Source organism: Actinomadura sediminis, from assembly GCF_042675525.1.
Taxonomy (GTDB): Bacteria; Actinomycetota; Actinomycetes; order Streptosporangiales; family Streptosporangiaceae; genus Spirillospora; species Spirillospora sediminis.
This window is the reverse complement of sequence record NZ_JBHTJA010000001.1, coordinates 82,037-107,998: the sequence shown is the minus strand read 5'-3', so window position 1 is coordinate 107,998 and position 25,962 is coordinate 82,037. Positions and strand designations below refer to the sequence as shown.

The window sequence follows — 25,962 nt, the reverse complement described above, 5'->3', positions numbered from 1 at the left end:
ATGGCGATCGCCGCGATGAGGGCGCAGACGAGGACCAGCGCGAGGGCCGTGCCGCCGATGAGTCCCTTCATCAGCCGGAGGTACTCATGCTTCATGGTCATCGAGGACCTCTCGTCGCGCGTCGGCCGCTTCTTCCATGGCGTCCCGGCGGCTGCGGGCGACCCATTCCTTCGGGTGCCGCCTGGGGGGCATGACGAGCCGCAGCACCAGCAGGGCCGCACCGGCGACCATCAGGACGGCGCCCACCGTGTGCAGCTCGATGCCGCGCAGGGACCCGGAGACGGCGAAAGTGATGATCGCCCCGATCGTCAGGAGGGCGATGCCACCGGCTACCGACATTGCGCGCCACCCTCCGGTGAACTCGGATGAATGATCCGGGCGCTGATGCCCATGAGCGGACTCCTAGACGAGCCAAGAATTCACGAGGACCGCCGGGTTCGGTCTCACGAACCGGTCGAGGACGCGGGCCCGTGTGCCGTGGGGAGTTACGGACACACCCCTTGCATGCTCATTTCTCGCTCATTTAAACTCACTCCGCCGGTGTGAGAAACAGTCGCTTTGTCGCCTCCGCAACGCCGTGCGCATGCCCGAGCGGCTCGGCCGGCTCGTCACCGCGGACCGGACGACCGGCTGGCCCGCCACCGACCACCACTCCTTGCCCGGCTCTGGACACGTACCAGCCCCGGCGAGAGGAACGTGTCAGACGGGCGGCATCAGATCGCTCTCGCTGATGGTGTACGTCAGCGGTGGATAGACGAAGTGCGCTTCCTTGTTCTCACGGCGCCGTAGCGAGTAGAACTCGCGCTCCTGCCCATCATCGGCCAACACGAGGCGCGCCCCCTCCGGGAGATATGCGTGCCCATCGCGAAACCGAACGAAGGTCTTCGACGTTCGAAACGTTACACCCAACCATTGGTTGTCCGTCGTCTGAGCGGACGCGTCCAGTACGATCTTGTGCCGGAGTCGCCGATTCGAGTCGACAGAAAAAGCAACGAAACCATTGTGAACGAGGGGAATCTCGAACGTCTCGCCACCGTCCCCCTTCGATTCGAAGATCAGCTTCCTCGAGGGGGCCATTTCTGGATATTCGTAGCAGGAGAAGACGGCGATGAACGACCCGTCGGCCAGATCGAGAGCTTGGTCCGAATGGCCGCCCATGGTCTTGTAGGCGTTCGTATAGCTCTCGATGAGGGCGTTGTTGAAGCCAACCGGAAGCGTCAGACGTTCTTGAATCCGCTGCGCCAGCCGTTCGTGCACCGCCCGGAACCGCTGCGCCGGGCCGCCGTAACGAGTGGTGGTACGTACTAGAGGCACGCCACCCTCCTCGTCGACCTTGGCGAGCACGGCACCACGCCGACCTTTCCCCACGTCCTCCAGAAAAGCCGACGCGGACAGCTCCGCAAAGAGACCTTCCACGCTCGGCAAAGCGTACGAGAGAATCTCGTCTGCGATCCTAGATTCGCGGGGCAACGTAGTCTCCCGTATTCATGCTGAAAAGAAACTTGTCTCCGTAATCAATGAAGGACGAGGTCTTGTTCTCCTCGGCATACAGCCTTCGAAGGTCGTTCATGCCCGCTGCTGTGGGGGCCTCCAGCTTCGCCAACCCCCCGTCCACTTTGAGAAACGTATTACCGTTCTTGTGAACGGCTTCGGCGCTCGAACAGCGGACCACGTATCCCAGGCGAGTCGGGAGCAGATCGGCGTCCAACGCCGAGGGCCGGATTTCGTGCGTGTACATGCGGTTGGTGGACAGCGGAATGAAGAAAACCGAGCCGGGGTAGAGAGTCAGGGTGAACTCTCGGGGATACGCGGCCCCGTCGCATTCGGTCGGCTCCTTGAGGCGAAAGTGGAGCTTGGTCAGCCCACTGGCGCCCTGCACACCGTAATCGAAGGCGTCTTCGGTCAGGGGATGCAGTTTGTCGAGCCGGTCATAGAACGTGCAGAAAGCCATGATGCCGTTGACGGGCATGTCCTTGGTCTTGTCGGCATGAGCCGAGATCTTGGCCTTGGACTGCTTGCGCGCGGCCGTGGCAGGGGTGTTGTGGTAGATCTGAGCGAGGACGTGATTCAACGGTGCCTGGTTCCGAAAGACAGCGGCGGCTTCACGGTTCAAATCCTCGACGATACGCGTGTCCGTCGGCCGGAAGCCCTCGGTCGGCCCCGAGAGATTCGTGGAGCACCGGAGCAGGCGGAAATGCAGTTCGTCACCCTCTCGCGTGACCGGCGTCAGATAGATTCCGCTGCGATGGGCCGTTCCAGGCTTGTCGGACTCCGTCAGGGACTGGAACGCGTGCTCCCCACGGATCCGCCCGAAGTGATCAGCTTCAAGGCTGAAAAAGCGGCGATAATACACGCCGACACCGTGCACGCGGATGGGAACCTGGCCAAGGTCGACGAGGCTCCAAGATTCATCGGCGTGCTCGTCGTACCCATGAGATAGATCCCGGACAATGAGCACCCGGGCCGCCGCATGCAGCCAACGACCGCTGATCTCAGACACATCGCCACACAGGTAGACGGTCTTCTGCGCGAGGTCGGCCGAACCGGAGGCAAGCTCCTCCGGCGTGATCACGGACCCAAAGAATCCCCTGATCAAGCCATGGTCCAACGTCGAAGGCCCGACCAAGATGTTGTTCGCATCGTCGATGTGAGCTTCTGCCACCTCTGTCGCGTACATCAAACCGTACCCGTCATCCGCACTCCGAGACACGAACCCGCAGAGCCGTCAAATGTCCCCGGCCCGTCCGTCCATTCCGTGAACTTCCGGAAGGTAGAGGACCAAAGATTATCATCGCCTCGGCCGTACGGCGTTCCCCCAGAACCTCATTGCGGGCAGGGGGTGCCCAACACGGCGGGGATCGGGTCGATGTTCCCCCTTTCCTCGGAGCATCACGCTGATCGTGGGCATCGCGCTGGAGAATGGGTCACCGCGACGATCGGCAACCGGATCCACCTGACGGCCCGGGGGCGTTCCGTGAGCCCGCCACGGCCCGGCCAGACGCGTAGGGCATCGAAATAGTGGTGAACCGCCCGGAGGCGCAGGTGGAGCCGGGGCGCCGGCGCACTTTGCCGCACCTCAACGACCGCAGCACTTGCGAACGCGGCCATGCCGATCCAGGCGGCCGGCAGCGCGGTGCCGTCCACAGCGCCGCCGGCACCCCCACACCAACACCTAGTCCGGGACCGATCGAGCGTTCCCAGCTCCCGTGCCGGTTCGCGTTCCGCGGGGCGTGCCCACAGCATTGGCCTCGATTCCGTCGAGAAGGTACGTGAGGCCGAGGGCGAAGGCGGAATCCTGGTCGTCACCGGTGTAGGGCCCGTGGGCGGCGAGGGCGGGGTAAAGGTCGGTGTTGGCCTGGAGGTACGCCTGGGCGGACCGCTGGCCGCCCTCTTCATCGCCGGTGTGCCAGGTGGCCTGCATCAGGGCCGAGCCGACGACGTAGTTCGACAGCCCGAACGCCGCGGCGGTCAGGTGCGGACCGGTCAGGCCGGCCGCGAGCAGCGTGGCGTAGAGGAACTCGCTGCGGGCGAGCACGTTGGGCCCGAGCATGGGGCGGTTGAGGAGCGCCGCCGACCAGGGGTGCTCCAGGAGCGCCGCGCGCCAGCCGGTGATCAGGGCGGTGACGTTCCCGCGCCAGTCGTCGCCGGTGCCCTGCGGGATCGCCACGTCGCTGAAGATGGCGTCGAGGGCGAGGTCGAGAACGTCGTCCTTGGTCTTCACATGCCAGTACAGCGTCGCCGAACCGGTGCCGAGGCGCTCGGCGAGGCGCCGCATGATCAGCCCGTCGACGCCTTCCTCGTCCAGCAGCGCCACGGCCTCCTCGACGATCCGGTCCCGGCTGAGCGGAGGCGTCCCGCGCTGCGTACGCGGAGGACGCAGCCACACGTCCCCGGCTGATGTCCGTCGTGCCTTGGTCTCGTCCACGCGAGAAGTCTAGTATGCCGGTCCGGTACTCGACCGTTGGTCGAGTAGCCGGAACGACGGTCGGGACGAGAGCTGAGGAGCCGGAACATGGGACATGTCGAGGTCGATCGGCTGACCTACGTCCTGCCCGACGGTCGGCTGCTGTTGCACGACGTGTCCTTCCGCATCGGCGACGGGGTCACAGCCGGCCTGGTCGGACCGAACGGCGCGGGCAAGACCACCCTGCTGCGGCTGATCGCCGGTGACGCCGAGCCGGAGGACGGCCGGGTGGTCCACTCCGGCGGCCTGGGGGTGATGCGGCAGTTCATCGGCGGCATCCGCGACGATCGCACCCTGCACGACCTGCTGCTGTCGGTGGCGCCGGACCGGGTCCGCGCCGCGGCCGCCGCCCTTCGGCGAGCGGAGGCGGCGCTGGCCGGCGACGAGGTGAGCCAGCTGGCGTACGCGCAGGCCCTCACCGACTACGCCGACGCAGGCGGCTACGACATGGAGGTGGTCTGGGACACCTGTACCACGGCGGCGATGCGCCGGTCGTACGACACCGCCCGCCATCGCCCGGTGAACACCCTCTCCGGCGGGGAGCAGAAGCGGCTGGTGCTGGAGGCGCTGCTGCGCGGCCCGGACGAAGTGCTGCTGCTGGACGAGCCGGACAATTACCTGGACGTGCCAGGAAAGCAGTGGCTGGAGCAGCAGTTGCGGGCCACCGCCAAGACCGTGCTGCTGGTCTCCCACGACCGGCAGCTCTTGGCGAACGCCGCCGACCGCATCGTGACGGTGGAGTCCCGCGGCGTGTGGATCCACGGCGGCGGCTTCGCCACCTACGCCCAGGGCCGCGAGCAGCGCATCGAGCGGCTGGAGGAGCGCCGCCGCCGCTGGAACGAGGAACACGCCAAGCTCAAGCAGCTGGTGCACCGGCTGCGGCAGACCGCGGCCCACAGCGACAATGTCGCCTCCACCTACCGTGCCGCCCGCACCCGTCTGCAGCGTTTCGAGGAGGTCGGCCCGCCCGAGCGTCCGCCGAAACGGCAGAACGTGCGGATGCGGCTGCGCGGTGGCCGCACCGGCAAACGCGCGGTGATCTGCGAGGGCCTTGAACTCAGCGGGCTGATGCGGCCGTTCGACACCGAGATCTGGTACGGCGAACGCATCGGCGTGCTCGGCTCCAACGGCTCGGGCAAGTCCCACTTCCTGCAGCTGCTGGCCGGGGCCGCCCACGGCGCCGTCCCCGAGATCGCCCATCGCGGCTCGGTGCGGCTGGGCGCACGAGTCGTCCCCGGCCGCTTCACGCAGACCCACACCCGGCCCGACCTGCTCGGCCGCCCCCTCGCCGAGCTGGTGATGTCCGAACACGCACTCACCTTGAACGAGGCCATGGCGGCCCTGGCCCGCTACGAACTCGCCCCGGCGGGCCGCCAGTGCTTCGAGACCCTCTCCGGCGGCCAGCAGGCCCGCCTGCAGATCCTGCTGCTCGAACTGTCGGGCGCGACCCTGCTGCTGCTCGACGAGCCCACCGACAACCTCGACCTGGCCAGCGCCGACGCCCTCCAGACCGGCCTGGACGGCTTCTCCGGCACCGTGCTGGCCGTCACCCACGACCGCTGGTTCGCCGCCGACTTCGACCGCTACCTCGTCTTCGGCGCCGACGGCGCCGTCTACGAAAGCACCGAACCCGTCTGGCACGAAGACCGCGTCGACCGTCCCCGCTGAAGCCCCAGCCCTCCGACAGCGCACCGGCAGACCCATCCGTTCAAGGGAGGACCGCCCAGCGCCCCACAGAAACGCCCCGCCGACGTCCGGACTGACGATGCCGGCACCGTTCCCATGCCCACGTCGCCGTCGAGACGGGTATCTCGAGCCCCATAAACGCAACCACCACCCTGCCTCTACGAACGCTGTATCCAGGAACGGTCACAAGTGATCGCATGTGGCCACGTGGTCGTCGGTGTTTCCGAAATGGTGACAGCAGGGATGGGCGCCACGAATTACGCGGCCGAGGTGTGCCCATCGCCGGACGACGCGTCGGGGCCGGGGGTGTGGTGGGGTGTGAAGACGAAGGTGGACTCGCCGTCGTCCAACTCGATGGTCAGAGAGGCGTCCAACGCGCCGGCGAGCCGGGTGAGCAAAGGAAGAGTGGGTACCGAGTCGCCGCCCTCGATATTGGAGATCTGCGGCTGTGTCATGCCCGCGCGGCGAGCCAGTTCAGCCTGGGAGATGCCGAGGGCGGCGCGGCGGTCATGGACGGCCTGGCCGAGCGCGAGGGCATGTCCCGCCTCGACGTAGGCGGGGGACTCTTCGACCGTTTCGCCCAGGAACCTCTTGGTTCGGCGGGTCTTCCATTGGGTGTGGTTCACGGCGTGTCCTCCTTGGCCCGGTCGTAGCTGTGCTCGGCGGGATCATGCTCGGTTTCGCACACCTTCTGTGCTTGATGGGCCCGTTCGATCTCCCCCTCCTCGCGTTGCCGGGTCTTGCGGAACACGGTGAGCAGCACGATCCGTTGCTGCGGGGCGAGCCAGTAGGTGATGCGGACGGAATTCCCGTCCAGGATGAAGCGTAGCTCGCGCACCTTGCCGCCGAGGTGGCGCGAGTACGGTTCGCCGAGCGTGGTCGGCTGGGACGCGAGCATGTCGGCCGCCCGTTCGGCCTTGTCGTAGTGCCGGTCGGTGAGAAGCTCCAACCATTGCCGGACCTCCGGCTCGATCTCGATCCGCCACAGCACGCTCACGGTCCGATTATACAAGGAAGTGTATAACTCTGTGCGAGCAACCCGGCGGCGGTCTTGGGCGATGTTGACGCGCACGGCCTCAGTGCCGGCCGGTGACCTGTGCGGCGCCTGCCGTTGCGCACGGATAGCCGAAGCCGGCAGTGCCCGACCGGCCGGGAGCGGCCTGCGCTTCGCCTTCTTTGAACGGACCTCGGCCACCAGGGTCAGGGTCGGCGGGCGTCGCGCGGATGGCAGCGCGAAGCCGTCCTCCGGCGGAAGAACCTGCGGGCATCTTCGGCCAGTCATATCCCCATGACAACCCGACCGGCGACGTGTACCGCGTCACGGTGCAGGCTTAGCCCAAGTTTGCAGCCCGTTGCGGTGGTTGCTCCCAGTAGGCGGCATGTGCCATGTACAAGGAGCGAAGCTATCAAGCGGCAGTGCATGAACGGGTGGACGCGACCCGGGCCGAAGGCTGTGAGAGGCCCGTCATAGCCGGGGGCGCTGCCGTGGACGCTGCAAACTCCTGTGAAGCACTGGACGGAGACGTTCGTCGAAGCGATCAGAGCGAAGCGCTCGACCGGTCCCTGGCGAAGGAAAGACTTCTATGGGGAAACTGGATGCGTGGCGCCTGAACTGAACTTGATACCAGCCCCGGACCGGGTCGAACTGACCGGAGGTGTCGGCCCGTTCAGCGGGGATGTCCGTACCGAAGTCGACCCGTCGCTGGGGCCGGAAGCATACCGGCTCACCGTGTCGGCTGACGGCGCCGAGATCGTGGGCGGTGACGAGGCGGGCGTCTTCTGGGGGCGTCAGACCCTGCGCCAGATGCTGGGACCGGAGTCCTTCCGCCGCGCCCCAAGTGCGCGGGGGCCGGTCAGTGTCCCGTACGTGACCGTCGAGGACCGGCCGCGTTTCGCGTGGCGGGGCTTCATGCTCGACGTCGCGCGGCACTTCCTGCCCAAGGACGATGTGCTGCGCTATGTCGACCTGCTCAGCGCCCACAAGCTGAACGTGCTGCACCTGCATCTCACCGACGACCAGGGGTGGCGCGTCGAGATCCGCCGCCACCCCCGGCTGACCGAGATCGGCGCCTGGCGGCGGCGCACCCGCCTGGGCTGGGGGGAGCCGGCGCTGTGGGACGAGCGGCCGCACGGCGGCTTCTACACCCAGGACGATCTGCGCGAGATCGTCGCGTACGCGGCGGAGCGGCACGTCACCGTCGTGCCCGAGATCGACCTTCCAGGCCACTCCCAGGCCGCCATCGCCGCCTACCCCGAACTGGGGAACAGCGACGTCGTCGACACCGCCGCGCTGGAGGTGTGGACCGACTGGGGCGTCAACCGCAACGTGCTGGCCCCCACCGACGCCGTTGTGCGCTTCTATGAGGACGTCCTGGACGAAGTGCTGGCGATCTTTCCCGGCCGGTTCGTCCACATCGGCGGGGACGAATGCCTCAAGGACCAGTGGCGCGAGTCGCCCACCGCCCAGGCCCGCATCCGGGAACTCGGGCTGGAGAACGAAGACGGCCTCCAGTCGTGGATGATCCGCCACTTCGCCCACTGGCTCGCCGCGCGGGGGCGGCGCCTCATCGGCTGGGACGAGATCCTGGAAGGCGGCCTGGCGGACGGCGCCACCGTCATGTGCTGGCGGTGGTACGCAGGCGGGATCGCCGCCGCGCAGGCCGGCCACAGTGTGGTGATGTGCCCGCAGCAAGAGGTCTACCTCGACCACGCCCAGGCCCACGGCCCTGACGAGCCTGTGCCGTTCGGATGGGTCCACACCCTTGAGGACGTCTACCGGTTCGAACCCGTACCGCCCCGGCTGACCGGTACGCCCCACGCGGACAACATCATCGGTGCGCAGGCCAACCTGTGGACCGAGGTCGTCGAGAACCGCGGCCGCGTGGACTACCAGGCGTTCCCCCGCCTCGTCGCGTTCGCCGAAGTGGCCTGGTCACGGTTGCCGGGCCCGGACGAGCGCGACTTCGAGGACTTCGAGCGCCGGATGAACAGGGCGCATTACGCCCGCCTGGACGCGCTGGGCGTCGGGTACCGCCCGCCCGGCGGCCCGCACCCCTGGCAGCAGCGCCCCGGCATCCCGGGACGGATGCACAGCAAACCGCGCAAGACCTGGCGGATGGCGGACTGACCCCTCAGAGCCCGCTGTGCTGGTGCTGCTCGGGCAGGTGGCTTTCCGGGTGCACCCACAGCAGGACGTTGCCCGGCCGCCCGCCTTTCGCCTCCTCCCACTCCCGGCGGAAGAACGCGAGGATCTCCCGGTCCGAGTAGCGCAGGCTGAAGTGGGTCAGGACGAACAGGGTCCGTGGATGAGCCTCGATCACCGGCCTGAGCCGGCTCCACACCGTGTGCCCGACCCGGTCCGCGCGGTCCGATTCGGCGTCGTCCAGGAAAGTGCACTCGGTGATGACCACCGGATAGTCGAAAAGCCATGGGTTTCGCTCGAACACGTTCACATGCGTGTCGCCGAGGAACGCGAACAGCGGCCGGTCGACCGCACCGTCGACCTCGACGCCGTCCTTGCGCCGCCGGGCCATGATCCGGCCGAATTCCCCGCCCCGCCCCTCTGCAACGAGGGACCGCCGCAGCTCTTCGAACTCCGGCAGCAGCGCCTTGCGCCGCTCCGAGAACGCATATCCCACACAGGGCACCTTGTGTTCGCACTCCACGACCCGCGCGCGGTGTCCGCGGCGCCCGAAGGTGAACTCGTCGCCCTGCCGCACGCCGTGCAGGCGGTGGCCTCCCGCCAACGCCGGATCGAATCCGGGGCCATGGTTCAGTTCCGCGGACGCACGCAGATAGGACTCCGCGTAGGAAACCGCCTCAGCGGGCAGGTAGATGTCCACGCCGGACGCCTTGGACGCCAGGAAATCGAGATCCTTGGAGTGGTCGTGGTGGGTGTGGGTCAGGAAGACCGTGTCCACCTGCCGCCCTTCACAGAGCCCCGCGTCGAGGCTGCACCGCAGCTCGGGGATATGAAAGAAGGTCTTGTCGTTCGCGCGGGAGTAGCCGGTGAGCGTCAGTTCGGCGCCGGGAATCCGCCATGTCTTCCACTGCCGGAAGGGATGCCCCCGCTCAAGCAGATCGGGGTGCTCAGGCCGTTGCTCCGGGACCCCCATCATCGAGTGCGCCTTTCCATGAGCGGTCGTGGACGGCGCTTGCCCGCCGTGATCAAACGTCCGCAAGCGTAATGGCCGACCCGACCCTGAGCGCACTGATTTTCAGGCGGCGCGAGACCGGCTCCCGGGAGGCCGACGATACGACGCAACGCCCACGCCGCGGCGCCCCACGCCGAGCGCCTGCGCCACCGAGCACCCAGGGCCCGAACACGTCAAAGCGGGAGAAGCGATCGCTTCTCCCGCTCTGAAAGCTGGTGTCCGAGGGGGGACTTGAACCCCCATGCCCCGTGAAGGGCACTAGCACCTCAAGCTAGCGCGTCTGCCTATTCCGCCACCCGGACCGGGTTCGCGCGCAGCCCTGCGGCTGCGGCGGGGTTCACGATACCAAAGGTTGGGGAGTCGCGGCGACGCCGTTCGCGAGTCGCGGGACGGAGGGCGAGGGGGCACCATGGACGGCGGGACGTGCGGACACCGGGGGTGAGGGACGTGCAGGCGACTGCGAACGGCGACGGCGCCGGGGCGACTGCGGAGGACGAGGTGGTTCGGCTCTGCCAGGAGCTGATCCGCATCGACACGAGCAACCCCGGGGATCATTCGGGTCCCGGGGAGCGGGCGGCCGCGGAGTACGTGGCCGAGCGGCTCGCGGAGGTGGGGCTGGAGTCGCGGATCTTCGAGAGTCATCCGGGACGTGCGAGCCTCGTGGCGCGGATCGAGGGGGAGGATCCCTCGCGGGACGCGCTGCTGCTGCATGGACACCTGGACGTGGTCCCCGCTCGGAAAGAGGACTGGACGCGGGATCCGTTCGGCGGGGAGATCGCCGAGGGGTGCGTGTGGGGTCGCGGGGCCGTCGACATGAAGGACATGGACGCGATGATCCTCGCGGTCGTGCGGCAGCGGCTGCGGGAGGGGCGCAGGCCCCCGCGGGACGTGGTGCTCGCGTTCCTGGCGGACGAGGAGGCCGGCGGGAAGTGGGGCGCGCAGTGGCTCGTGGACGAGCATCCGGGGTTGTTCGAGGGGTGCACGGAGGCGATCGGGGAGGTCGGCGGGTTCAGCCTGACGGTCCCGGGTGATCGGCGGATGTACCTGATCGAGACCGCGGAGAAGGGCATCGCGTGGATGAACCTGACCGCGAAGGGGACCGCGGGGCACGGGTCGATGGTGCATCCGGACAACGCGGTGACCGCGCTGGCGGCGGCGGTCGGGCGGCTGGGGTCGCACGAGTTCCCGGTGCGGCTGACGAAGACGGTGCGGGCGTTCCTCGAGCGGGCCTGCATGGCGTACGGGGTGGAGTTCGACCCCGAGCGGCCGGAGGCGTGCCTGGACGAGATCGGGCCGCTCGCGCGGATGATCGGTGCGACGCTCAAGAACACGTTGAACCCGACGCGGCTGGACGCGGGGTACAAGACGAACGTGATCCCGCAGAGCGCGACGGCGCAGGTGGACGGGCGGTTCCTGCCGGGGTACGAGGACGAGTTCTTCGCCACGGTCGACGAGCTGCTGGGGCCGGGCGTCGAGCGCGGGTTCGTCCATCACGATCACGCGCTGGAGACGGAGTACGAGGGGGCGCTCGTCGCGGCGATGGAGGCGTCGCTGCTGCAGGAGGACGCGGGCGCCCTGCCGGTGCCGTACTGTCTGAGCGGCGGGACGGACGCGAAGGCGTTCGCGCGGCTGGGGATGCGGTGCTTCGGGTTCGCGCCCCTCAGGCTTCCTCCGGAGCTGGATTTCTCGGGGATGTTCCACGGGATCGACGAGCGGGTGCCGGTGGACGGGCTGAAGTTCGGCGTGCGGGTCCTCGACGCGTTCCTTGATCGGGCCTGACTTTCCCGCGATTTTACCGCCGCGCATGCGAAGTGTGGTGGTACGGTCACCATGTGTAGGCGCGGCTCCTGGGAGCCGCACGTGCTTTGCCCGCCCCGGAGGCGCGGACCGGGGCGGGCGGAGCCTTGCCCGTCCTCCGCGGCGTCAGAGCGTGCGCACGGCCCGGATGACCTTGCGCCGTAGTTGAATACGGCGCCGCCCGTCCGGGTAGAGGCGCAGACGATCGATTTCCCACCCGCCGCGTTCCGCGTGCTCGGTGAGGATCTGCCGGGCGGTGTCGCGTGTGGTGCCGCGCGGCAGCGAGAGGACGAGGTAGGTGTACTCCGCCATTGCCACCATTATTACCTGGTCCGGCCGCGGATCGCCGCCGTACGGTGGCGACCCGGTCCGCGCGGACGGCGGCGGCATGTCATCCTGTCGGAGGCACGGTGGTGGGAATTGCGCCGTCCGGGACGGACGGGGCGGGCCCATCGGATCGGTGGCGGGGACCCGCGGGCATGAACGCGCCGTCACGCGACGTTGTAGGAAGCCTGTGTAAGAAAACCCTGAGTACCAGGACAGCGAGGTTGGAGCGACTGTGCCAGCCAAGAACGGCACTGCGAAGAGTGGCCAGAACGGGGGCGGGACCCGCCTGGTGATCGTCGAGTCGCCCGCGAAGGCGAAGACGATCGCGGGTTACCTCGGCCGTGGCTACATCGTGGAGTCCAGTATCGGCCATATCCGGGACCTGCCCGGGAGCGCCTCGGAGGTGCCGGCCAAGTACAAGGGCGAGCCGTGGGCGAAGCTCGGCGTGAACGTCGAGCAGGAGTTCGAGCCGCTGTACGTGGTGAACACCGACAAGAAACAGCAGGTACAGAAGCTCAAGAAGCTGCTGGCCGAGGCGGACGAGCTCTTCCTCGCGACGGACGAGGACCGGGAGGGCGAGGCGATCGCCTGGCACCTCCAGGAGGTTCTGAAGCCGAAGGTCCCGGTGCACCGGATGGTCTTCAACGAGATCACCAAGGACGCCATCCAGCAGGCGGCGGCGAACCCGCGGACGCTGAACCTGCGGCTGGTGGACGCGCAGGAGACGCGGCGGATCCTCGACCGGCTGTACGGGTACGAGGTCAGTCCCGTGCTGTGGAAGAAGGTCATGCCGAAGCTGTCGGCGGGCCGGGTGCAGTCGGTGGCGACGCGGCTGGTGGTGGAGCGCGAGCGGGAGCGCATCGCGTTCGTCCCCGCGCACTACTGGGACATCGCGGCGCGGTTCGGCACGGGCAAGGACGAGGAGCCCACGTCGTTCAAGGCGGGGCTGGTGTCGGTGGACGGCAAGCGGGTGGCGCAGGGGCGCGACTTCGCGTCCGACGGCACGCTCAAGACCCGCGACGCGCTGCACCTGGACGAGGACGCCGCGCGCGGGCTGGCCGAGCGGCTTCGCGGGCGTCCGTACGAGGTCAAGTCGGTCGAGCGGAAGCCGTACACGCGCAAGCCGTACCCGCCGTTCCGGACGACGACGATGCAGCAGGAGGCCAGCCGGAAGCTGGGCTTCTCGGCGAAGTACGCGATGTCGGTGGCGCAGAAGCTGTACGAGAACGGCTTCATCACCTACATGCGCACCGACTCGATCACGCTGTCGGAGACGGCGATCACGGCGGCGCGGCGGCAGGCGGCGTCGCTGTTCGGCGGCGAGTACGTGCCGGACAAGCCGCGCGTCTACGCCTCGAAGGTGAAGAACGCGCAGGAGGCGCACGAGGCGATCCGTCCGGCGGGCGACACGTTCCGGACGCCTGCGGAAACGGGGCTGTCGGGCGACCAGTTCCGGCTGTACGAGCTCATCTGGAAGCGGACGATCGCGAGCCAGATGAAGGACGCGTCGGGGCAGTCGGTGTCGATCCGGGTGACCGGGGAGTCGACGCGGGGCGAGACGGCCGAGTTCGGTGCGACCGGTAAGACGATCACGTTCTACGGGTTCCTGAAGGCGTACGTGGAGAGCGCCGACGACCCGTCGACGGACCGGGACGACCAGGAGCGGCGGCTGCCGAACCTGGCGGAGGGCGACCGGCTGACGGCGCAGGACGTGGAGGCCGAGGGGCACTCGACGCGCCCGCCGGCCCGGTACACCGAGGCGAGCCTGGTCAAGGAGCTGGAGGAGCGGGAGATCGGGCGCCCGTCGACGTACGCGTCGATCATCGGAACGATCCTCGACCGCGGGTACGTGTTCAAGAAGGGCACGGCGCTCGTCCCGTCGTTCCTGGCGTTCGCGGTCGTGAACCTGCTGGAGCAGCACTTCGGCAACCTGGTCGACTACGACTTCACCGCGCACATGGAGGACGGTCTCGACGAGATCGCGCGGGGGAACGCCGAGCGGGTGCCGTGGCTGAACCGGTTCTACTTCGGCGACAACGGCGCCGAGGGGCTGAAGGAGCTGGTCGGCGAGAGCGGCGACATCGACGCCAAGGGGATCAGCTCGTTCCCGGTCAAGGGCACCGACATCATGGTGCGGGTCGGGCGTTACGGGCCGTACCTGGACCGGGACGGCAACCGGGTCAACATTCCCGAGGACATCGCGCCGGACGAGCTGACGGCGGAGAAGGCCGAGGAGCTGTTCGCGCAGCCGAGCGGTGACCGGGAGCTGGGCGTCGACCCGGAGACCGGGCACACGATCGTGGCGAAGAGCGGCCGGTTCGGCCCGTACGTCACCGAGATCCTGCCGGAGCCGCCCGCGCCGGCGGAGGGCGAGAAGAAGAAGCGCACGAAGAAGGCGGACGCGCCGAAGCCGCGGACGGGTTCGCTGTTCAAGTCGATGTCGCTCGACACGGTGACGCTGGACGACGCGCTGAAGCTGCTGTCGCTGCCGAGGACGGTCGGGGAGCTCGACGGGGAGCCCGTCACGGCCCAGAACGGACGGTTCGGCCCTTACATCAAGAAGGGGACGGACAGCCGGTCGCTGGGTTCGGAGGAGGAGCTCTTCACCGTCACGCTGGAGCAGGCCAAGGAGCTGTTCGCGCAGCCGAAGCAGCGGGGTCGCCGGGCCGCCGCGGCGCCGCCGCTGCGCGAGCTGGGCAAGGACCCGGCGAGCGACAAGCCGGTGGTCGTCAAGGAGGGCCGGTTCGGCCCGTACGTGACGGACGGCGAGACGAACGCGAGCCTGCGCAAGGGCGACGAGGTCGAGTCGATCACGATCCAGCGCGCCGCCGAGCTGCTCGCGGAGCGCCGTGAGAAGGTCGCGGCGGGCGGCGGCAAGAAGAAGGCCGCGCCGCGCAAGCGGACGGCCGCGAAGCCGGCCGCGAAGTCGTCGACCAAGTCCTCGGCGAAGTCGGGGTCATAGCGACAAGGACGCCGATACTCTGACGGACATGACCAGAACGGACGCCACCCGGCCGTACCCCGCCGCGCCGCAGCCGGGCGTTTCGTCGCTCTCGGAGCTCGGGCCGTTCCGGCGGCTCCGGCTCGCCCTGTCGCTGTCCGCGGTCGGGCAATGGCTGACCGTGCCCGCGCTGACGGCGTCGGCCGTCGTGCTGACGCGAGGCGAGGACGTCGCCGCGCGCGCGCAGGCGGTCGGCGGCGTCCTCGGGCTGCTGCTGCTCCCGGCGGTGCTCCTCGCGCCGCTGGCGGGCCTGCTCGCCGCCCGCGCGGACCGCCGCGTCCTGCTGCTCGCCGCGGACGCCCTGCGGTTCGTGATCGTCCTGACCGTGCCGCTGCTCGACAACCTGCCGTGGACGCTCGCCGCCGCGTTCCTCGCGGGCCTGCTGGGCCTGCTGTGGACGCCGGTCGCGCTCGCGGCCCCGCCCGCGCTCGTCCCGGACGGGCCGCCGGACGACGCGCCGGGCGGCGGGACGAACGGGCTGCGGGCCGCCGCGCGCCGTTCGGCGCTGCGGACGGTGTCGGCCGCAGCCCCGGCCGCCGCCGCGCTGTTCACGGTCCTCGCGCTGATCGGCGCCGGGCTGTTCGACGGCGCCGGGGACCGCACCGACCTCGTCCTGTACGCGAACGCCGCCGTGTTCCTGCTCGCGGCCGCCGCCGTCGCGCTGATCAAGGACGTCGCGGGCGCCGCGCCCGTGCCCGTCCCGTCCCCGCTGGCGCTGCTCGTCCGGGGCGGACGGACGGGCGCGCCGCGCGGCCTCGGCGCCGCGGTCACCGGCGCGGCCCTCGCGTCCGGCGCGGTCGTCGGCGCGGCCCGGCTGCACGCGGCCGGTCTCGGCGGCGGCGACGCCGGGTACGGGGCCGTGCTGCTCGCGCTGACCGCCGGGCTCGGCTTCGGGATCTTCCTCGGGCCGCGGATCCTCGGCCCGTTCAGCCGCCGCCGGCTGCTGGGCCTCGCGGTCGTCGCGGGCGCCCTCGCGCTGGTCGTGACCGCGCTGGTCGACAACCTTCCGGTCGCGGTGTTCGCGACCGCGTTCGTGGGCGTCGCCGCGGGCGCCGCGTGGGCCTGCGGGACGTCCGTCCCGGCGGCCCCCGCCGACGCGGAGGCGCCCGAGGCGCCCGAGGCGCCCGAAGAGGCCGAGCCGCCGAACCCCGCGTACCCGCGCGCCGTCGCGCTCGTCACCGCGTTCGTCGCGGTCGCGGCCGTCCCGCCGCTGGCCGGCGCCATCGGCGGCACCCGCATCGACCTCGGCGGCGGCGTCTACGACCTCGCCGGGACGGCCGCCGCGCTGCTGGTCGCCGCCGTCGTCGCGCTCCTCGCGGGCCTGCTCGCGTACCGCCGGGCGGACGACCGCCGCGGCGTCCCGCTCCTCCCGGACCTGCGGGCCGCGCTGCGTGGCGAGGTGTACGTCCCGCCGGGGGAGGAGCCCGCCGAGCCGGCGGAGGCCCCGGCCGTCCGCAACCGGGGCGTGTTCATCGCGTTCGAGGGCGGCGAGGGCGCGGGCAAGACCACCCAGGCGCGGCTCGCCGCGATCTGGCTCCGCGACCACGGCTACGACGTCATCACCACGCAGGAGCCGGGCGCCACCAAGATCGGCATGCGGCTGCGCGCGATGCTGCTGGACCGCGAGACGACCGGCCTGTCGATCCGCGCGGAGAGCCTGCTGTACGCCGCCGACCGCGCCGACCACGTCACGAACGTGATCGTCCCGGCCCTGGACCGCGGCGCGATCGTCGTCAGCGACCGGTACGTCGACTCGTCCCTCGCCTACCAGGGGTTCGGCCGGGAACAGCCGGTCGAGGAGATCGCCCGGGTCAACGAGTGGGCGACCGGCGGGCTCGTCCCGGACCTGACCGTCCTGCTGGAGGTGCCGCCGCGCACCGGCCTCGCCCGGCTGTCGGCGCCCGCCGACCGCATCGAGTCCGAGTCGCAGGACTTCCACGAGCGGGTCCGCGCCGGGTTCCGGGCGCTCGCCGACGCCGACCCCGACCGCTACCTGGTGCTCGACGCGTCCCGCCCGCAGGCCGAGCTCAGCCGCGAGATCCAGTACCGCATCCGGGAGATCCTGCCCGACCCGATCCCGCTCGGCACCGAGGACGCGACGCACACGTTCCCCGCGATCAGGGACGTGTGAGCCCCGGCGGGCCCGTAGCCTTGACGCCATGAGCGTCTGGAACGACCTGGTCGGCCAGGATCCGGTCGTCGCGGAGCTGTCCGCCGCCGCGGACGGCGCCGGCGGCGGGGGCGGCGTCGCGCACGCGTGGCTGTTCACCGGCCCGCCCGGGTCCGGACGGTCCGCGGCGGCGCGGGCGTTCGCGGCGGCGCTGCAGTGCACGGAGATCCCGCGCGGCTGCGGGCACTGCGCCGCGTGCCACCAGGTCCTGCAGGGGACGCACGCCGACCTCGAGGTCGTCCGCCCGTCGGGCCTGTCGTACGGGATCAAGGAGACGCGGGCGCTGGTGCTGCGGGCGTCGTCGTCGCCGAGCGTGGGCCGCTGGCAGATCGTCCTGTTCGAGGACGCCGACCGCGCCACCGAGGGCGCCGCGAACGCGCTGCTGAAGGCCATCGAGGAGCCGCCGCCGCGCACGCTGTGGCTGCTGTGCACCCCGTCCCCGGACGATCTGCTGATCACGATCCGGTCCCGCTGCCGGCTGGTGACGCTGCGGACGCCGCCGATCGACGCGGTCGCGGACGTCCTCGTCCAGCGGGACGGCGTCGACCGCGAGACCGCCGACGTCGTCGCGCGCGCCGCGCAGGGGCACATCAGCCGGGCGCGGCGGCTCGCCACCGACCCGGAGGCCCGCGCGCGGCGCGCGCAGGTGCTCGCGGTGCCGCGCCGCCTGACGTCCGTGGGCCCGGCGGCGATGGCGGCGGACGCGCTGGTGAAGGCCGCCGAGGCGGAGGCGAAGGCGACCACCGAGGAGCTCAACGCGCAGGAGACCGCCGAGATGCGGCAGGCCCTCGGGGAGAGCGCGAAGGGCCGGATGCCGCGCGGGACGGCCGGGGCGCTCAAGGAGCTCGAGGACCGGCAGAAGTCCCGGGCGACCCGGGTGAAACGGGACGCGCTGGACCGCGCGCTGCTCGACCTCGCGTCCTACTACCGGGACGTCCTCACCCTGCAGCTCGGCGCGGGCAGCGAGCTCGTCAACACCGAACTGGCCCCCGAGCTGCGGACGGCCGCCGCCGAGACCCGCCCCGAGGGCACCCTCCGCCGCCTCGACGCGATCATGGAGTGCCGGGAGCGGCTCGACGCGAACGTCAACCCGCTGCTCGCCGTCGAGGCCCTCACCATGGCCCTGCGCACCGGCTGACGAGAAACGCCCGCGCTGGAGGCAACCCGAGGGGGCTCGCGGTGTCTCTGGGACATGAACGCTGAAACGGCGCTCGCCGAGCCGCGGGCGGACACACCGGCGGCCGCGTCCGGGGAGGACGCGGCCGCCGCGGTGACGGACCTGTACCGGGAGCACGCGCTCGGCCTGACCCGCCTCGCGCTGATCATGGTCGGAGACCGGGGCACCGCCGAGGACGTCGTCCAGGACGCCTTCGCGGGCCTGTACGCGGCGTGGCCGCGGCTGCGCGACCGCGACCGGGCGCTGACGTACGTCCGGTCCGCCGTCCTCAACCGGTCGCGGACGGCGCTACGGCGGCGCCGCCGCCCGTTCCGCGCGCCGCACCAGCCGCCGGTGTGGTCCGCCGAGTCAGAGGCGATGAAGGTCACCCCCGGCACCGTGAAGTCGACCACGTGTACATCGAGCCGAGGGACTGACGTCGGGCATCATGGGGGGCATGCCGTACCGAGTGACCTTCGTCTGCACGGGCAACATCTGCAGGTCCCCGATGGCGGAGTCCGTCCTGCGCCACCACGCCGAGGCGGCCGGCCTCGACGTCGAGGTCGACAGCTCCGGCACCGGCAACTGGCACGTCGGCGACACCGCCGACGAGCGGACGATCGCGGCGCTGCGGCGCGCAGGGTACCGCTCGGCGCACATCGCCCGCCAGTTCGAGGCCCTCTGGTTCGACCGGTACGACCTGATCCTCGCGCTCGACGCGGGCCACCTGCGGGCGCTGCGGTCGATGGCCCCCGACGAGGAGTCCCGCGCGAAGGTCCGGCTGCTGCGCGAGTTCGACCCGGACGCCGGCGGCGACCTCGACGTCCCCGACCCCTACTACGGGGGCCGCGCCGACTTCGACCTCGTCCTCGAGATGGTGGAGGCCGCGATGCCCGGCCTCCTCGACGAGATCCGCGCGGGCCTCAAGGCGGCCTGACCGGTGCCCGGCGTCCGCTCGCGACTCGCGCGCCTCCTCGGGACGGACGTCGCGAGCGTCCACGACCTCGGTGCGAGCCACGCGTGGACGCTGCACCGCGCTTCCCTCGCCGACGGCCGCGACGTGTTCGTGAAGGCCCTCGGCGACTCCTCGTCCGCCGGGGTGTTCGCGGCCGAGGCGGCCGGGCTGCGCTGGCTGGGCGCGGCCGGCCCGGACGTCCCGGTCGCCGAGGTCGTCGCGGCGGACGAACGCCTGCTCGTCCTGCCGTGGCTGCCGTCCGCGCCGCCCGGCCCGGCCGCCGCCGAACGCCTCGGCCGCGAACTCGCCGCCCTGCACACCACGTCCCGTCCGGACGTGTACGGGGCGCCGTGGCCGGGGTTCATCGCCGACCTCCCGCTCGACAACACGCCCGACGACCGCCCGTGGCCCCGCTGGTACGCCGAACGCCGGCTCGCCCCGTTCGTCCCGCTCGCCGCGCCGCACCTCCCGGCCGCCGACGTCCGGCTCGTCGAGCGGGTCGTCGACGAGGCCGAGTCGCTCGCGGGACCGTCCGAGCCGCCGTCCCGGATCCACGGCGACCTGTGGTCGGGGAACGTCCGGTGGACGGGCGAGCGCGCGGTGCTCATCGACCCGGCCGCGCACGGCGGGCACCGCGAGACCGACCTCGCCATGATGGCGCTGTTCGGCACCCCGCTGCTCGACCGGATCCTCGCCGCCTACGACGAGGCCGCGCCCCTCGCCGCCGGCTGGCGCGCCCGCGTCCCGCTGCACCAGCTCCACCCGCTGCTCGTCCACGTCGCGCTGTTCGGCGGCTCCTACCGGGCGTCGCTCATGGACGCCGTCCGCGCCGCCCTCGGCTGACGCCCGCCCTCGACCCCGGCAACTCCCCATTCCCGGCGTATCGCCCCCGGTCGATGAGATAGAAACGAGGGATCCGGCAACGAGAGGCAGGTGCGGGACACCCCCATGGACGGCAGGCACGGGAAGCACGAGGGACCGGCGCGCGGCTCGTGGGCGCGCGAGGCGTGGCGCGGGCTCGTCCCGATCGCGGTCGCCACGGGCGCGGTCCTCGTCATCGGCGGCGGCTTCGACGTCCTCGAACGGCACCACGGCGCGGCGAAGTCGCGCAGCGCGAAGGCCGCGGCGGACGCCGGGCCGGCCGCCCCCGGCCTCGTCGCCGGCGTCGTCGCGGACGGCTCCGCGCTCGTCGTCCGCGACACCGGCACGGGCGCCGACACCGGCCTGCCCATCGCGCCGCCGCCCGGCCGCCGCTTCACGCGCGTCGCGTCCGGCCCCGACGGCTCGTTCGTCGTCGCGTCCGCCGGCGGCGGCCGGGTGACGTTCCACCGCCTGAACCTCGACGACGACGGCCGCGCCGAGGCGCTCGTCCCGCTGCCGGAGGCCGTCGTGCCGGGCGAGTCCGCCGAGTGGTCCGACCTCGCCGTCGCGTCCGACGGCCGCATCGCGTACGTCACCTACGAGGGCAAGCGCGGCACCATCGCGGTCGTCGAGCCGGGAACCGGCGCCCGCAAGTCCTGGCCCGCGGCCTCGCAGGGCCGCGTCGGCGGCCTCTCCTGGTCGGGCGACGCGCTGTCGTTCGTCTGGACGGCCGCCGGAAAGACCCAGGTCAGGACGATCGACACGGCCGCCTCGGCGGGCGACCTCAAGTCCAGCGAGACCGTCGCGACGCTGCCGTCCGGGACGGCCGCCGCGTTCCTGCGCCCGGACGGCACCACGATCGTCACCGGCCGCGTGCAGGACGCGAACCTCGTCCTCCAGGCGTACTCGCCGACCGGCGAACCCGGGCAGATCCTCTGGAAGCACCCGATCAAGGGCGCCCCCACGGTGCGGGCCCTCGACCCCGCCGAGAACGGCGCGCTCCTCGCCCTCGCCGGGGACCTCTACGGCCCCGCCGGCCCGCTCCCCGGGAAGGATCTCGCCGACGCCGCGTGGTGACGCCTAAGGTGGTCGCACGGAACCGGGCGAACGGAGCGAAACCGTGGGCATGGTGATGGCAGTCAGTTTCACCCGATACGGCCGCTTGTACTACCTCGATCCGGGTCCGCACAGCCCGAAGGTCGGCGACAAGGTGCTCGTCCCCACCGATTCCGGCCACGAGGTCGCCGAGTGCGTGTGGGCCCCGCAGTGGGTCTCCGAGGACATCGACGGCCTCCCCGAATGCGGCGGCCCCGCCACCGACGAGCATCTCGCCCGCGACGAGGCGAACCGCCGCCACCGCGCCGAGGCCCGCACCGTCGCCAAGCGCCTCATCCGCCGCCACGAACTCCCGATGAAGGTCATCGGCGTCGACTTCCTCGACGCCGACAACGTCGTCAAGATCTACTTCACGGCCCCGCACCGCGTCGACTTCCGCGCGCTCGTCCGCGACCTCGCCCGCACCCTCAAGGCCCGCGTCGAGCTCCGCCAGGTCGGCCCCCGCGACGAGGCCCGCCTCCAGGGCGGCATCGGCCCCTGCGGCCGCGACCTCTGCTGCGCCACGTTCCTCAAGGACTTCGAGCCCGTCTCCGTCCGCATGGCCAAGGAGCAGGACCTCCCCGTCAACCCGCTCCGCATCGCCGGCGCCTGCGGCCGCCTGATGTGCTGCCTCAAGTACGAGCACCCGCTCTACATGGAGTTCAAGGAGAAGGCCCCCCGCCTCGGCTCCCGCGTCAGCACCCCGGAGGGCGAGGGCCAGGTCATCGGCTACAACGTCCCCGGCGACCGCGTCACCGTGAAAGTCGGCTCCCGCCGCTGCTCCTGCCCCTCCGCCTCCGTCTGCTCCCCCCGCAAACAACACGACGCCCACTACAACCAAGCCCCCGACGACGGCGCCACCTGATTCGAGAGCACCCGCCTGAAGTTAGCGCATAGTGATCGGAGCATCACCGAACGCGCTCCACTGCTTGCGTTTGTTGCGTTTGCTTCGCATAATTCGAATAGAGTCAAGTGAGGGGGACGCATGGCGGACGTCCAGGTCAAACGGGTTGAGCCGGGCGTGATCGACTCCCGGCAGGCTGCGCGCGCCGCCCAGCGGATCAAGGCGTATCTGCAGGGGCACCCGGACGAGCAGACCATCAGCGTGCGAGCCGAACTGGGTGGAGGCGAGGCCCTGGTCCTGCCGCGGGAGGCGGTGAGTCTCCTCGCCTACGTTCTGACGCAGGCCGCCGCGGGCCGCGGCGTATCCGTCATGCCGTCGCACGCCGAACTGACGACACAGCAGGCGGCGGACCTGCTCAACGTCTCCCGCCCCTACCTCATCGGCCTGCTGGAGGCCGGAACGATTCCGTTCAAACGGGTCGGCAGGCACCGCCGCGTCAGGTACGACGACCTCATCGCCTACAAGCGCGAGTCGGAGGCGCAGAGCCGTGCCGCCGCCGACGAGCTCGCCGCGCTCGGTCAGGAGCTGGACATCTGAGCATGGTCTTCGTCGCGGTGTACGACGCATGCGTGCTGTACGGCCTCGCGGCGGCGATCAAGGCCGGCGCGCAGGTGATCGTCACCTCGAACCTCAAGGACTTCCCGTCCGAATCGCTGGCGCCGTGGGGCCTGGAGGCGAAGGTCCCGACGACTTCGTCCTCGACCAGATCGATTTCGACGACCGGGTCATCTGGGCGTGCGTCCAGCAGATCGTCGACTCTCGGAGGAACCCCCCGGAGACGATGGAGGATGTTCTCGACGCTCTCGAGCGGGCCGGTCTCGTCGAATCGGTTGCGGCGTTGCGGACACGGAGTCAAGGACCGAGATCGGGCGGGTTCCCGCTGAGCGAGACGGGGGGCTGCCGCCGGGGGCGTTCGTCGTGCAGATTCCGGTGATCGGCATCTGCACCGGAGGGACCACGGCATGGCCGGCTGGAGTCATCGGTACGCGCGCATCAACGACCTCGACGTCCACTACGTGGAGCAGGGGAGCGGGCCGCTCGTGGTCCTGCTGCACGGGTTCCCGCACCTGTGGTTCAGCTGGCGGCACCAGATCGGGCCGATCGCCGACGCCGGGTTCCGTGTCGTCGCCCCCGACATGCGCGGGATGGGACGGACGAGCGGGCCCGCGGACCATCGCGAGTACGGTCCCGCGAGCATCGTCGGGGACGTCGTCGGCCTCCTCGACCACCTCGGGGAGGAGAAGGCGGTCTTCAGCGGCCTCGACTTCGGCCTGTTCGCCGCCTACGACCTCGCCCACCACCACCCGGAGCGCATCGAGGCGATCATCGCGCTCGAGAACCCGTTCTTCACGCCGTCGCGGGAGTCGCCGCTGACGCTCGCCGCCCGGCAGGCCGAACGGCACTTCAACCACATCCACTACTTCGCCGCCCCCGGCGTCGCCGACAGCGACCTCGCCGCCGCGCCGCGCGAGTTCCTGCGCAAGGTGTTCTACGCGCTCTCCAGCGACTACCACTACCTCGACGTGTGGAAGAAGCCTCCGGGGACGTCCTATATCGACGCCCTGCCCGAGACGCCTCCGCTCCCGTGGTCGTGGCTGACGGAGACGGAACTGGAGTTCTACGTCGCCGACTACAGCGCGAGCGGCTTCACCGGGGGGCTCAACTGGTACCGGGCCATGGACCTCGCCTGGGAGTACCGCAAGTCCTACGAGGGCCGGACGACCGTGCCCTACTACTTCATCGGCAGCGAGCAGGACGCGGACCTGGAGGGCTGGCACGGCGACGACCCCCTGAACAGGCTCGGCGACCACCACGCGGACGTCCGGGACGTCCGGATGCTCAAGACGGCAGGGCACATGATGCAGATGGAGAAACCCGCGGAGACCACCGCGACGATGCTGGAATTCCTCGCTGGGAGAGGCGCATGACCGGGGACCGGGTGGCGGTCGTCACCGGCGCCAGCCGCGGCGCGGGCAAGGGCATCGCCCTCGCCCTGGGCGCGGCCGGCATGACCGTGTACGTGACGGGACGGACGCGCGCGGAGGGCGACGCGGACCTGCCGGGCACGGTGTTCGCGACCGCCGCGGAGATCGACGAACGCGGCGGCACCGGCGTCCCGGTGGTGTGCGACCACTCCGACGACGCGCAGGTCCGGGCGCTCTTCGAGCAGGTCGAACGGGACCACGGCGCCGTGCACGTCCTCGTGAACAACGCGTTCACCATCCCGGACGGGCTCACCCGGGACGGGCCGTTCTGGGAGAAGCCGCTCGAACTGCAGAGCATGTTCGACGTCGGCATGCGCTCGGCGTACGTCGCGAGCTACTACGCCGCCCCGCTGCTGATCAAGAACACCGGGGGCCTCGTCGTCAACACGTCCTCGTTCGGCGGCCGCTGCTACATGCACGGCCCCGCCTACGGCGCCGGGAAGGCCGCCGTGGACAAGATGGCGCACGACATGGCCGAGGACTTCCGCCCCTACAACGTCGCGGTCGTCTCCCTGTGGATGGGCCTGCTGAAGACCGAACGCAACCGCGCCATGTTCGAGGGCGTCCCCGACCGGTACGAGTCGTTCGCCGCCGGCGCCGAGACCCCCGAGTTCAGCGGCCGGGTGATCGACGCCCTCGCCCGCTCGGCCGACCCGATGGCGTGGACGGGACGCGTCCTCATCGGCGCCGAACTGGGGGAGGAACTCGGCGTCACCGACGTCGACGGCTCGCGGCCCCGATCCCATCGCGGGATGCTCGGCGACCCGCCGACGTACAGCACGGCCGTCGTCAAGTAGCCCGCGTCACCTGGTCGGGAGCGCGTACCGGAAGATCTTCTTCCACGTGCTCGTGACCTGCCGCGACAGCGAACCGCTGTGGTACGGCAGGTCGTACTTCTCGCACAGCTCCCGCACCCGCGGCGCGATCTCCGCGTACCGGTTGCTCGGCATGTCCGGGAACAGGTGGTGCTCGATCTGGTGGCTCAGGTTGCCGGTCATCAGGTGGAAGAACCGTCCGCCGGTGATGTTCGCCGACCCCGCGAGCTGCCGCACGTACCACTCGCCCCGCGACTCGCCGTCCAGCCGGTCCTCCTCGAACACCTCGACGTCCCCGGGGAAGTGCCCGCAGAAGATGATCGAGTGGGCCCACACGTTGCGGACGACGTTCGCGGTGAAGTTCGCGGCCAGCGTCGACAGGAACTGCGGCCCGCTGAGCAGTGGGAACGCCAGGTAGTCCTTGCCCCACTGGCGGCGGATCTTGCGGCCGATCGCGCGCAGCTTCCGCCGCGTCTCCTCGGGGTCGTTCGTCCCCTCCCGGATCTTGTCGATCTCCAGGTCGTGCACCGCGACCCCGTACTCGAAGAACATCGCGAGCAGCAGGTTGTACAGGGGCTGGGGAACATACGCCCAGTGCCACTTCTGCTCCGGGGTCACGCGCAGGATCCCGTAGCCCACGTCGTTGTCCTTGCCCAGGACGTTCGTGAACGTGTGATGCACGAAGTTGTGCGAGTGCTTCCACTGCTCGGCCGGGGACACGTTGTCCCACTCCCACGTCGTCGAGTGGATCTTCGGGTCGCGCATCCAGTCCCACTGGCCGTGCATGACGTTGTGCCCGATCTCCATGTTCTCGAGGATCTTCGCGACGGCGAGCGTCGCGGTCCCGGCGATCCACGCGGGCGGCAGCGACGACGCCAGCAGCATCGCCCGCCCGCCGATCTCCAGCCCCCGCTGCCAGCGGATCACCCGCCGGATGTAGGCCGCGTCGCGCTCCCCGAGGTCGGCCGCGATCTCCGCGCCGAGCGCGTCCAGCTCCCGGGCGATCGCCTCGTGGTCGGCGTCCGTCAGGTGCCCCGTCGCGGAGCCGGTGTCGGGCGTCGCGGTGTTCACGTTCGTGGTCATCGGCGTGCT

The 25,962-nt window shown here is 70.5% G+C and carries 22 protein-coding genes, 1 tRNA gene and 1 pseudogene; 14 read left to right on the top strand and 10 right to left on the bottom strand.

The genetic code is table 11. The features are described 5' to 3' along the window. Window positions 1–84: 84 nt before the first annotated feature. From ACFQ11_RS00480 to ACFQ11_RS00465, 4 genes are all read right to left on the bottom strand, one after another. On the bottom strand, window positions 85–339 hold the full coding sequence (locus ACFQ11_RS00480; protein WP_378295660.1) for a DUF6458 family protein: 255 nt from the start codon (window positions 337–339) through the stop codon (window positions 85–87). Between the two features lie 360 nt (window positions 340–699). Further along, window positions 700–1,416, bottom strand: coding sequence for a hypothetical protein (locus ACFQ11_RS00475; RefSeq protein ID WP_378295659.1), 717 nt, complete (start codon window positions 1,414–1,416; stop codon window positions 700–702). Between the two features lie 37 nt (window positions 1,417–1,453). Further along, window positions 1,454–2,572 (bottom strand): hypothetical protein, encoded by a 1,119-nt coding sequence (locus tag ACFQ11_RS00470; RefSeq protein ID WP_378295658.1) that lies wholly within the window; start codon window positions 2,570–2,572, stop codon window positions 1,454–1,456. A 600-nt stretch (window positions 2,573–3,172) separates the two neighbouring features. Then, the gene (locus tag ACFQ11_RS00465) at window positions 3,173–3,925 is read right to left on the bottom strand and encodes a TetR/AcrR family transcriptional regulator (protein ID WP_378295657.1); all 753 of its coding nucleotides are present in this window, start codon (window positions 3,923–3,925) and stop codon (window positions 3,173–3,175) included. A gap of 87 nt (window positions 3,926–4,012) precedes the next feature. Here ACFQ11_RS00465 and ACFQ11_RS00460 point away from each other — a divergent pair, with 87 nt between their 5' ends. Further along, window positions 4,013–5,632 carry an ATP-binding cassette domain-containing protein gene (locus ACFQ11_RS00460; protein ID WP_378295656.1) on the top strand — a complete coding sequence of 540 codons (1,620 nt, stop codon included), beginning with the start codon at window positions 4,013–4,015 and terminating at the stop codon, window positions 5,630–5,632. Window positions 5,633–5,907: 275 nt separating this feature from the next. On the opposite strand, the gene ACFQ11_RS00455 is transcribed toward ACFQ11_RS00460, so the two are convergent. Together ACFQ11_RS00455 and ACFQ11_RS00450 are read right to left on the bottom strand one after the other, a co-directional pair. Beyond that, window positions 5,908–6,276, bottom strand: coding sequence for a helix-turn-helix domain-containing protein (locus ACFQ11_RS00455; RefSeq protein WP_378295655.1), 369 nt, complete (start codon window positions 6,274–6,276; stop codon window positions 5,908–5,910). Beyond that, window positions 6,273–6,647: a type II toxin-antitoxin system RelE/ParE family toxin gene (locus tag ACFQ11_RS00450; protein ID WP_378295654.1), complete on the bottom strand. Its 375-nt coding sequence runs from the start codon at window positions 6,645–6,647 to the stop codon at window positions 6,273–6,275. The genes ACFQ11_RS00455 and ACFQ11_RS00450 overlap by 4 nt, the downstream gene beginning before the upstream one ends. 507 nt (window positions 6,648–7,154) lie before the next feature. On the opposite strand from ACFQ11_RS00450, the gene ACFQ11_RS00445 reads away from it, so the two are divergent. Continuing rightward, window positions 7,155–8,777 (top strand): beta-N-acetylhexosaminidase, encoded by a 1,623-nt coding sequence (locus tag ACFQ11_RS00445; protein WP_449193539.1) that lies wholly within the window; start codon window positions 7,155–7,157, stop codon window positions 8,775–8,777. Window positions 8,778–8,781: 4 nt separating this feature from the next. On the opposite strand, the gene ACFQ11_RS00440 is transcribed toward ACFQ11_RS00445, so the two are convergent. Together ACFQ11_RS00440 and ACFQ11_RS00435 are read right to left on the bottom strand one after the other, a co-directional pair. Continuing rightward, window positions 8,782–9,768: an MBL fold metallo-hydrolase gene (locus tag ACFQ11_RS00440; protein ID WP_378295652.1), complete on the bottom strand. Its 987-nt coding sequence runs from the start codon at window positions 9,766–9,768 to the stop codon at window positions 8,782–8,784. A 249-nt stretch (window positions 9,769–10,017) separates the two neighbouring features. Continuing rightward, a tRNA-Leu gene (locus tag ACFQ11_RS00435) sits at window positions 10,018–10,106 on the bottom strand. A gap of 145 nt (window positions 10,107–10,251) precedes the next feature. On the opposite strand from ACFQ11_RS00435, the gene ACFQ11_RS00430 reads away from it, so the two are divergent. Beyond that, window positions 10,252–11,583 carry a M20/M25/M40 family metallo-hydrolase gene (locus ACFQ11_RS00430; RefSeq protein WP_378295651.1) on the top strand — a complete coding sequence of 444 codons (1,332 nt, stop codon included), beginning with the start codon at window positions 10,252–10,254 and terminating at the stop codon, window positions 11,581–11,583. Window positions 11,584–11,727: 144 nt separating this feature from the next. Here ACFQ11_RS00430 and ACFQ11_RS00425 read toward each other — a convergent pair whose 3' ends face one another. After that, on the bottom strand, window positions 11,728–11,913 hold the full coding sequence (locus tag ACFQ11_RS00425) for a DUF5703 family protein (protein ID WP_378295650.1): 186 nt from the start codon (window positions 11,911–11,913) through the stop codon (window positions 11,728–11,730). 247 nt (window positions 11,914–12,160) lie between these two features. Between ACFQ11_RS00425 and topA the strand changes: the two genes are divergently transcribed. The 11 genes and pseudogenes from topA (at window position 12,161) to ACFQ11_RS00370 (ending at window position 24,852) form a co-directional block, all read left to right on the top strand. Next, window positions 12,161–14,890, top strand: coding sequence for a type I DNA topoisomerase (gene topA, locus ACFQ11_RS00420; protein ID WP_378295649.1), 2,730 nt, complete (start codon window positions 12,161–12,163; stop codon window positions 14,888–14,890). Window positions 14,891–14,918: 28 nt separating this feature from the next. After that, the gene (gene tmk / locus ACFQ11_RS00415; RefSeq protein ID WP_378295648.1) at window positions 14,919–17,060 is read left to right on the top strand and encodes a dTMP kinase; all 2,142 of its coding nucleotides are present in this window, start codon (window positions 14,919–14,921) and stop codon (window positions 17,058–17,060) included. Between the two features lie 28 nt (window positions 17,061–17,088). Then, complete coding sequence (locus tag ACFQ11_RS00410; protein WP_378295647.1) at window positions 17,089–18,237, top strand: DNA polymerase III subunit delta'; 1,149 nt, start codon at window positions 17,089–17,091, stop codon at window positions 18,235–18,237. 54 nt (window positions 18,238–18,291) lie between these two features. After that, window positions 18,292–18,570: pseudogene (locus ACFQ11_RS00405) on the top strand (sigma factor); the annotation flags it as partial. A gap of 142 nt (window positions 18,571–18,712) precedes the next feature. Continuing rightward, entirely contained in the window at window positions 18,713–19,192 is a 480-nt protein-coding gene (locus tag ACFQ11_RS00400) for a low molecular weight protein-tyrosine-phosphatase (RefSeq protein ID WP_378295646.1), read from the top strand. A gap of 3 nt (window positions 19,193–19,195) precedes the next feature. Continuing rightward, entirely contained in the window at window positions 19,196–20,053 is an 858-nt protein-coding gene (locus ACFQ11_RS00395) for a fructosamine kinase family protein (protein ID WP_378295644.1), read from the top strand. Between the two features lie 90 nt (window positions 20,054–20,143). Beyond that, window positions 20,144–21,148: an SMP-30/gluconolactonase/LRE family protein gene (locus tag ACFQ11_RS00390; RefSeq protein ID WP_378295643.1), complete on the top strand. Its 1,005-nt coding sequence runs from the start codon at window positions 20,144–20,146 to the stop codon at window positions 21,146–21,148. A 49-nt stretch (window positions 21,149–21,197) separates the two neighbouring features. Further along, complete coding sequence (locus tag ACFQ11_RS00385) at window positions 21,198–22,031, top strand: PSP1 domain-containing protein (RefSeq protein WP_378295899.1); 834 nt, start codon at window positions 21,198–21,200, stop codon at window positions 22,029–22,031. 120 nt (window positions 22,032–22,151) lie between these two features. Beyond that, complete coding sequence (locus ACFQ11_RS00380; protein WP_378295642.1) at window positions 22,152–22,607, top strand: helix-turn-helix domain-containing protein; 456 nt, start codon at window positions 22,152–22,154, stop codon at window positions 22,605–22,607. 425 nt (window positions 22,608–23,032) lie between these two features. Beyond that, window positions 23,033–23,998 (top strand): alpha/beta hydrolase, encoded by a 966-nt coding sequence (locus ACFQ11_RS00375; protein ID WP_378295641.1) that lies wholly within the window; start codon window positions 23,033–23,035, stop codon window positions 23,996–23,998. Further along, window positions 23,995–24,852 (top strand): SDR family NAD(P)-dependent oxidoreductase, encoded by an 858-nt coding sequence (locus ACFQ11_RS00370; protein WP_378295640.1) that lies wholly within the window; start codon window positions 23,995–23,997, stop codon window positions 24,850–24,852. Before ACFQ11_RS00375 ends, ACFQ11_RS00370 begins: the two co-directional genes overlap by 4 nt. A gap of 6 nt (window positions 24,853–24,858) precedes the next feature. On the opposite strand, the gene ACFQ11_RS00365 is transcribed toward ACFQ11_RS00370, so the two are convergent. Next, window positions 24,859–25,953, bottom strand: a complete 1,095-nt coding sequence (locus ACFQ11_RS00365; RefSeq protein WP_378295639.1) for a fatty acid desaturase family protein — start codon at window positions 25,951–25,953, stop codon at window positions 24,859–24,861. Window positions 25,954–25,962 lie beyond the last annotated feature (9 nt).

Excerpts from the sequence above, each read along its gene's own strand:
- tmk (WP_378295648.1), top strand. The coding sequence starts at position 14,919 with ATGACCAGAACGGACGCCACCCGGCCGTACCCCGCCGCGCCGCAGCCG.
- ACFQ11_RS00460 (WP_378295656.1), top strand. The coding sequence starts at position 4,013 with ATGGGACATGTCGAGGTCGATCGGCTGACCTACGTCCTGCCCGACGGT.
- ACFQ11_RS00370 (WP_378295640.1), top strand. The coding sequence starts at position 23,995 with ATGACCGGGGACCGGGTGGCGGTCGTCACCGGCGCCAGCCGCGGCGCG.
- ACFQ11_RS00425 (WP_378295650.1), bottom strand. The coding sequence starts at position 11,913 with ATGGCGGAGTACACCTACCTCGTCCTCTCGCTGCCGCGCGGCACCACA.
- ACFQ11_RS00400 (WP_378295646.1), top strand. The coding sequence starts at position 18,713 with ATGCCGTACCGAGTGACCTTCGTCTGCACGGGCAACATCTGCAGGTCC.
- ACFQ11_RS00375 (WP_378295641.1), top strand. The coding sequence starts at position 23,033 with ATGGCCGGCTGGAGTCATCGGTACGCGCGCATCAACGACCTCGACGTC.
- ACFQ11_RS00410 (WP_378295647.1), top strand. The coding sequence starts at position 17,089 with ATGAGCGTCTGGAACGACCTGGTCGGCCAGGATCCGGTCGTCGCGGAG.
- ACFQ11_RS00365 (WP_378295639.1), bottom strand. The coding sequence starts at position 25,953 with ATGACCACGAACGTGAACACCGCGACGCCCGACACCGGCTCCGCGACG.
- ACFQ11_RS00480 (WP_378295660.1), bottom strand. The coding sequence starts at position 339 with ATGTCGGTAGCCGGTGGCATCGCCCTCCTGACGATCGGGGCGATCATC.
- ACFQ11_RS00385 (WP_378295899.1), top strand. The coding sequence starts at position 21,198 with ATGGTGATGGCAGTCAGTTTCACCCGATACGGCCGCTTGTACTACCTC.
- ACFQ11_RS00440 (WP_378295652.1), bottom strand. The coding sequence starts at position 9,768 with ATGATGGGGGTCCCGGAGCAACGGCCTGAGCACCCCGATCTGCTTGAG.
- ACFQ11_RS00380 (WP_378295642.1), top strand. The coding sequence starts at position 22,152 with ATGGCGGACGTCCAGGTCAAACGGGTTGAGCCGGGCGTGATCGACTCC.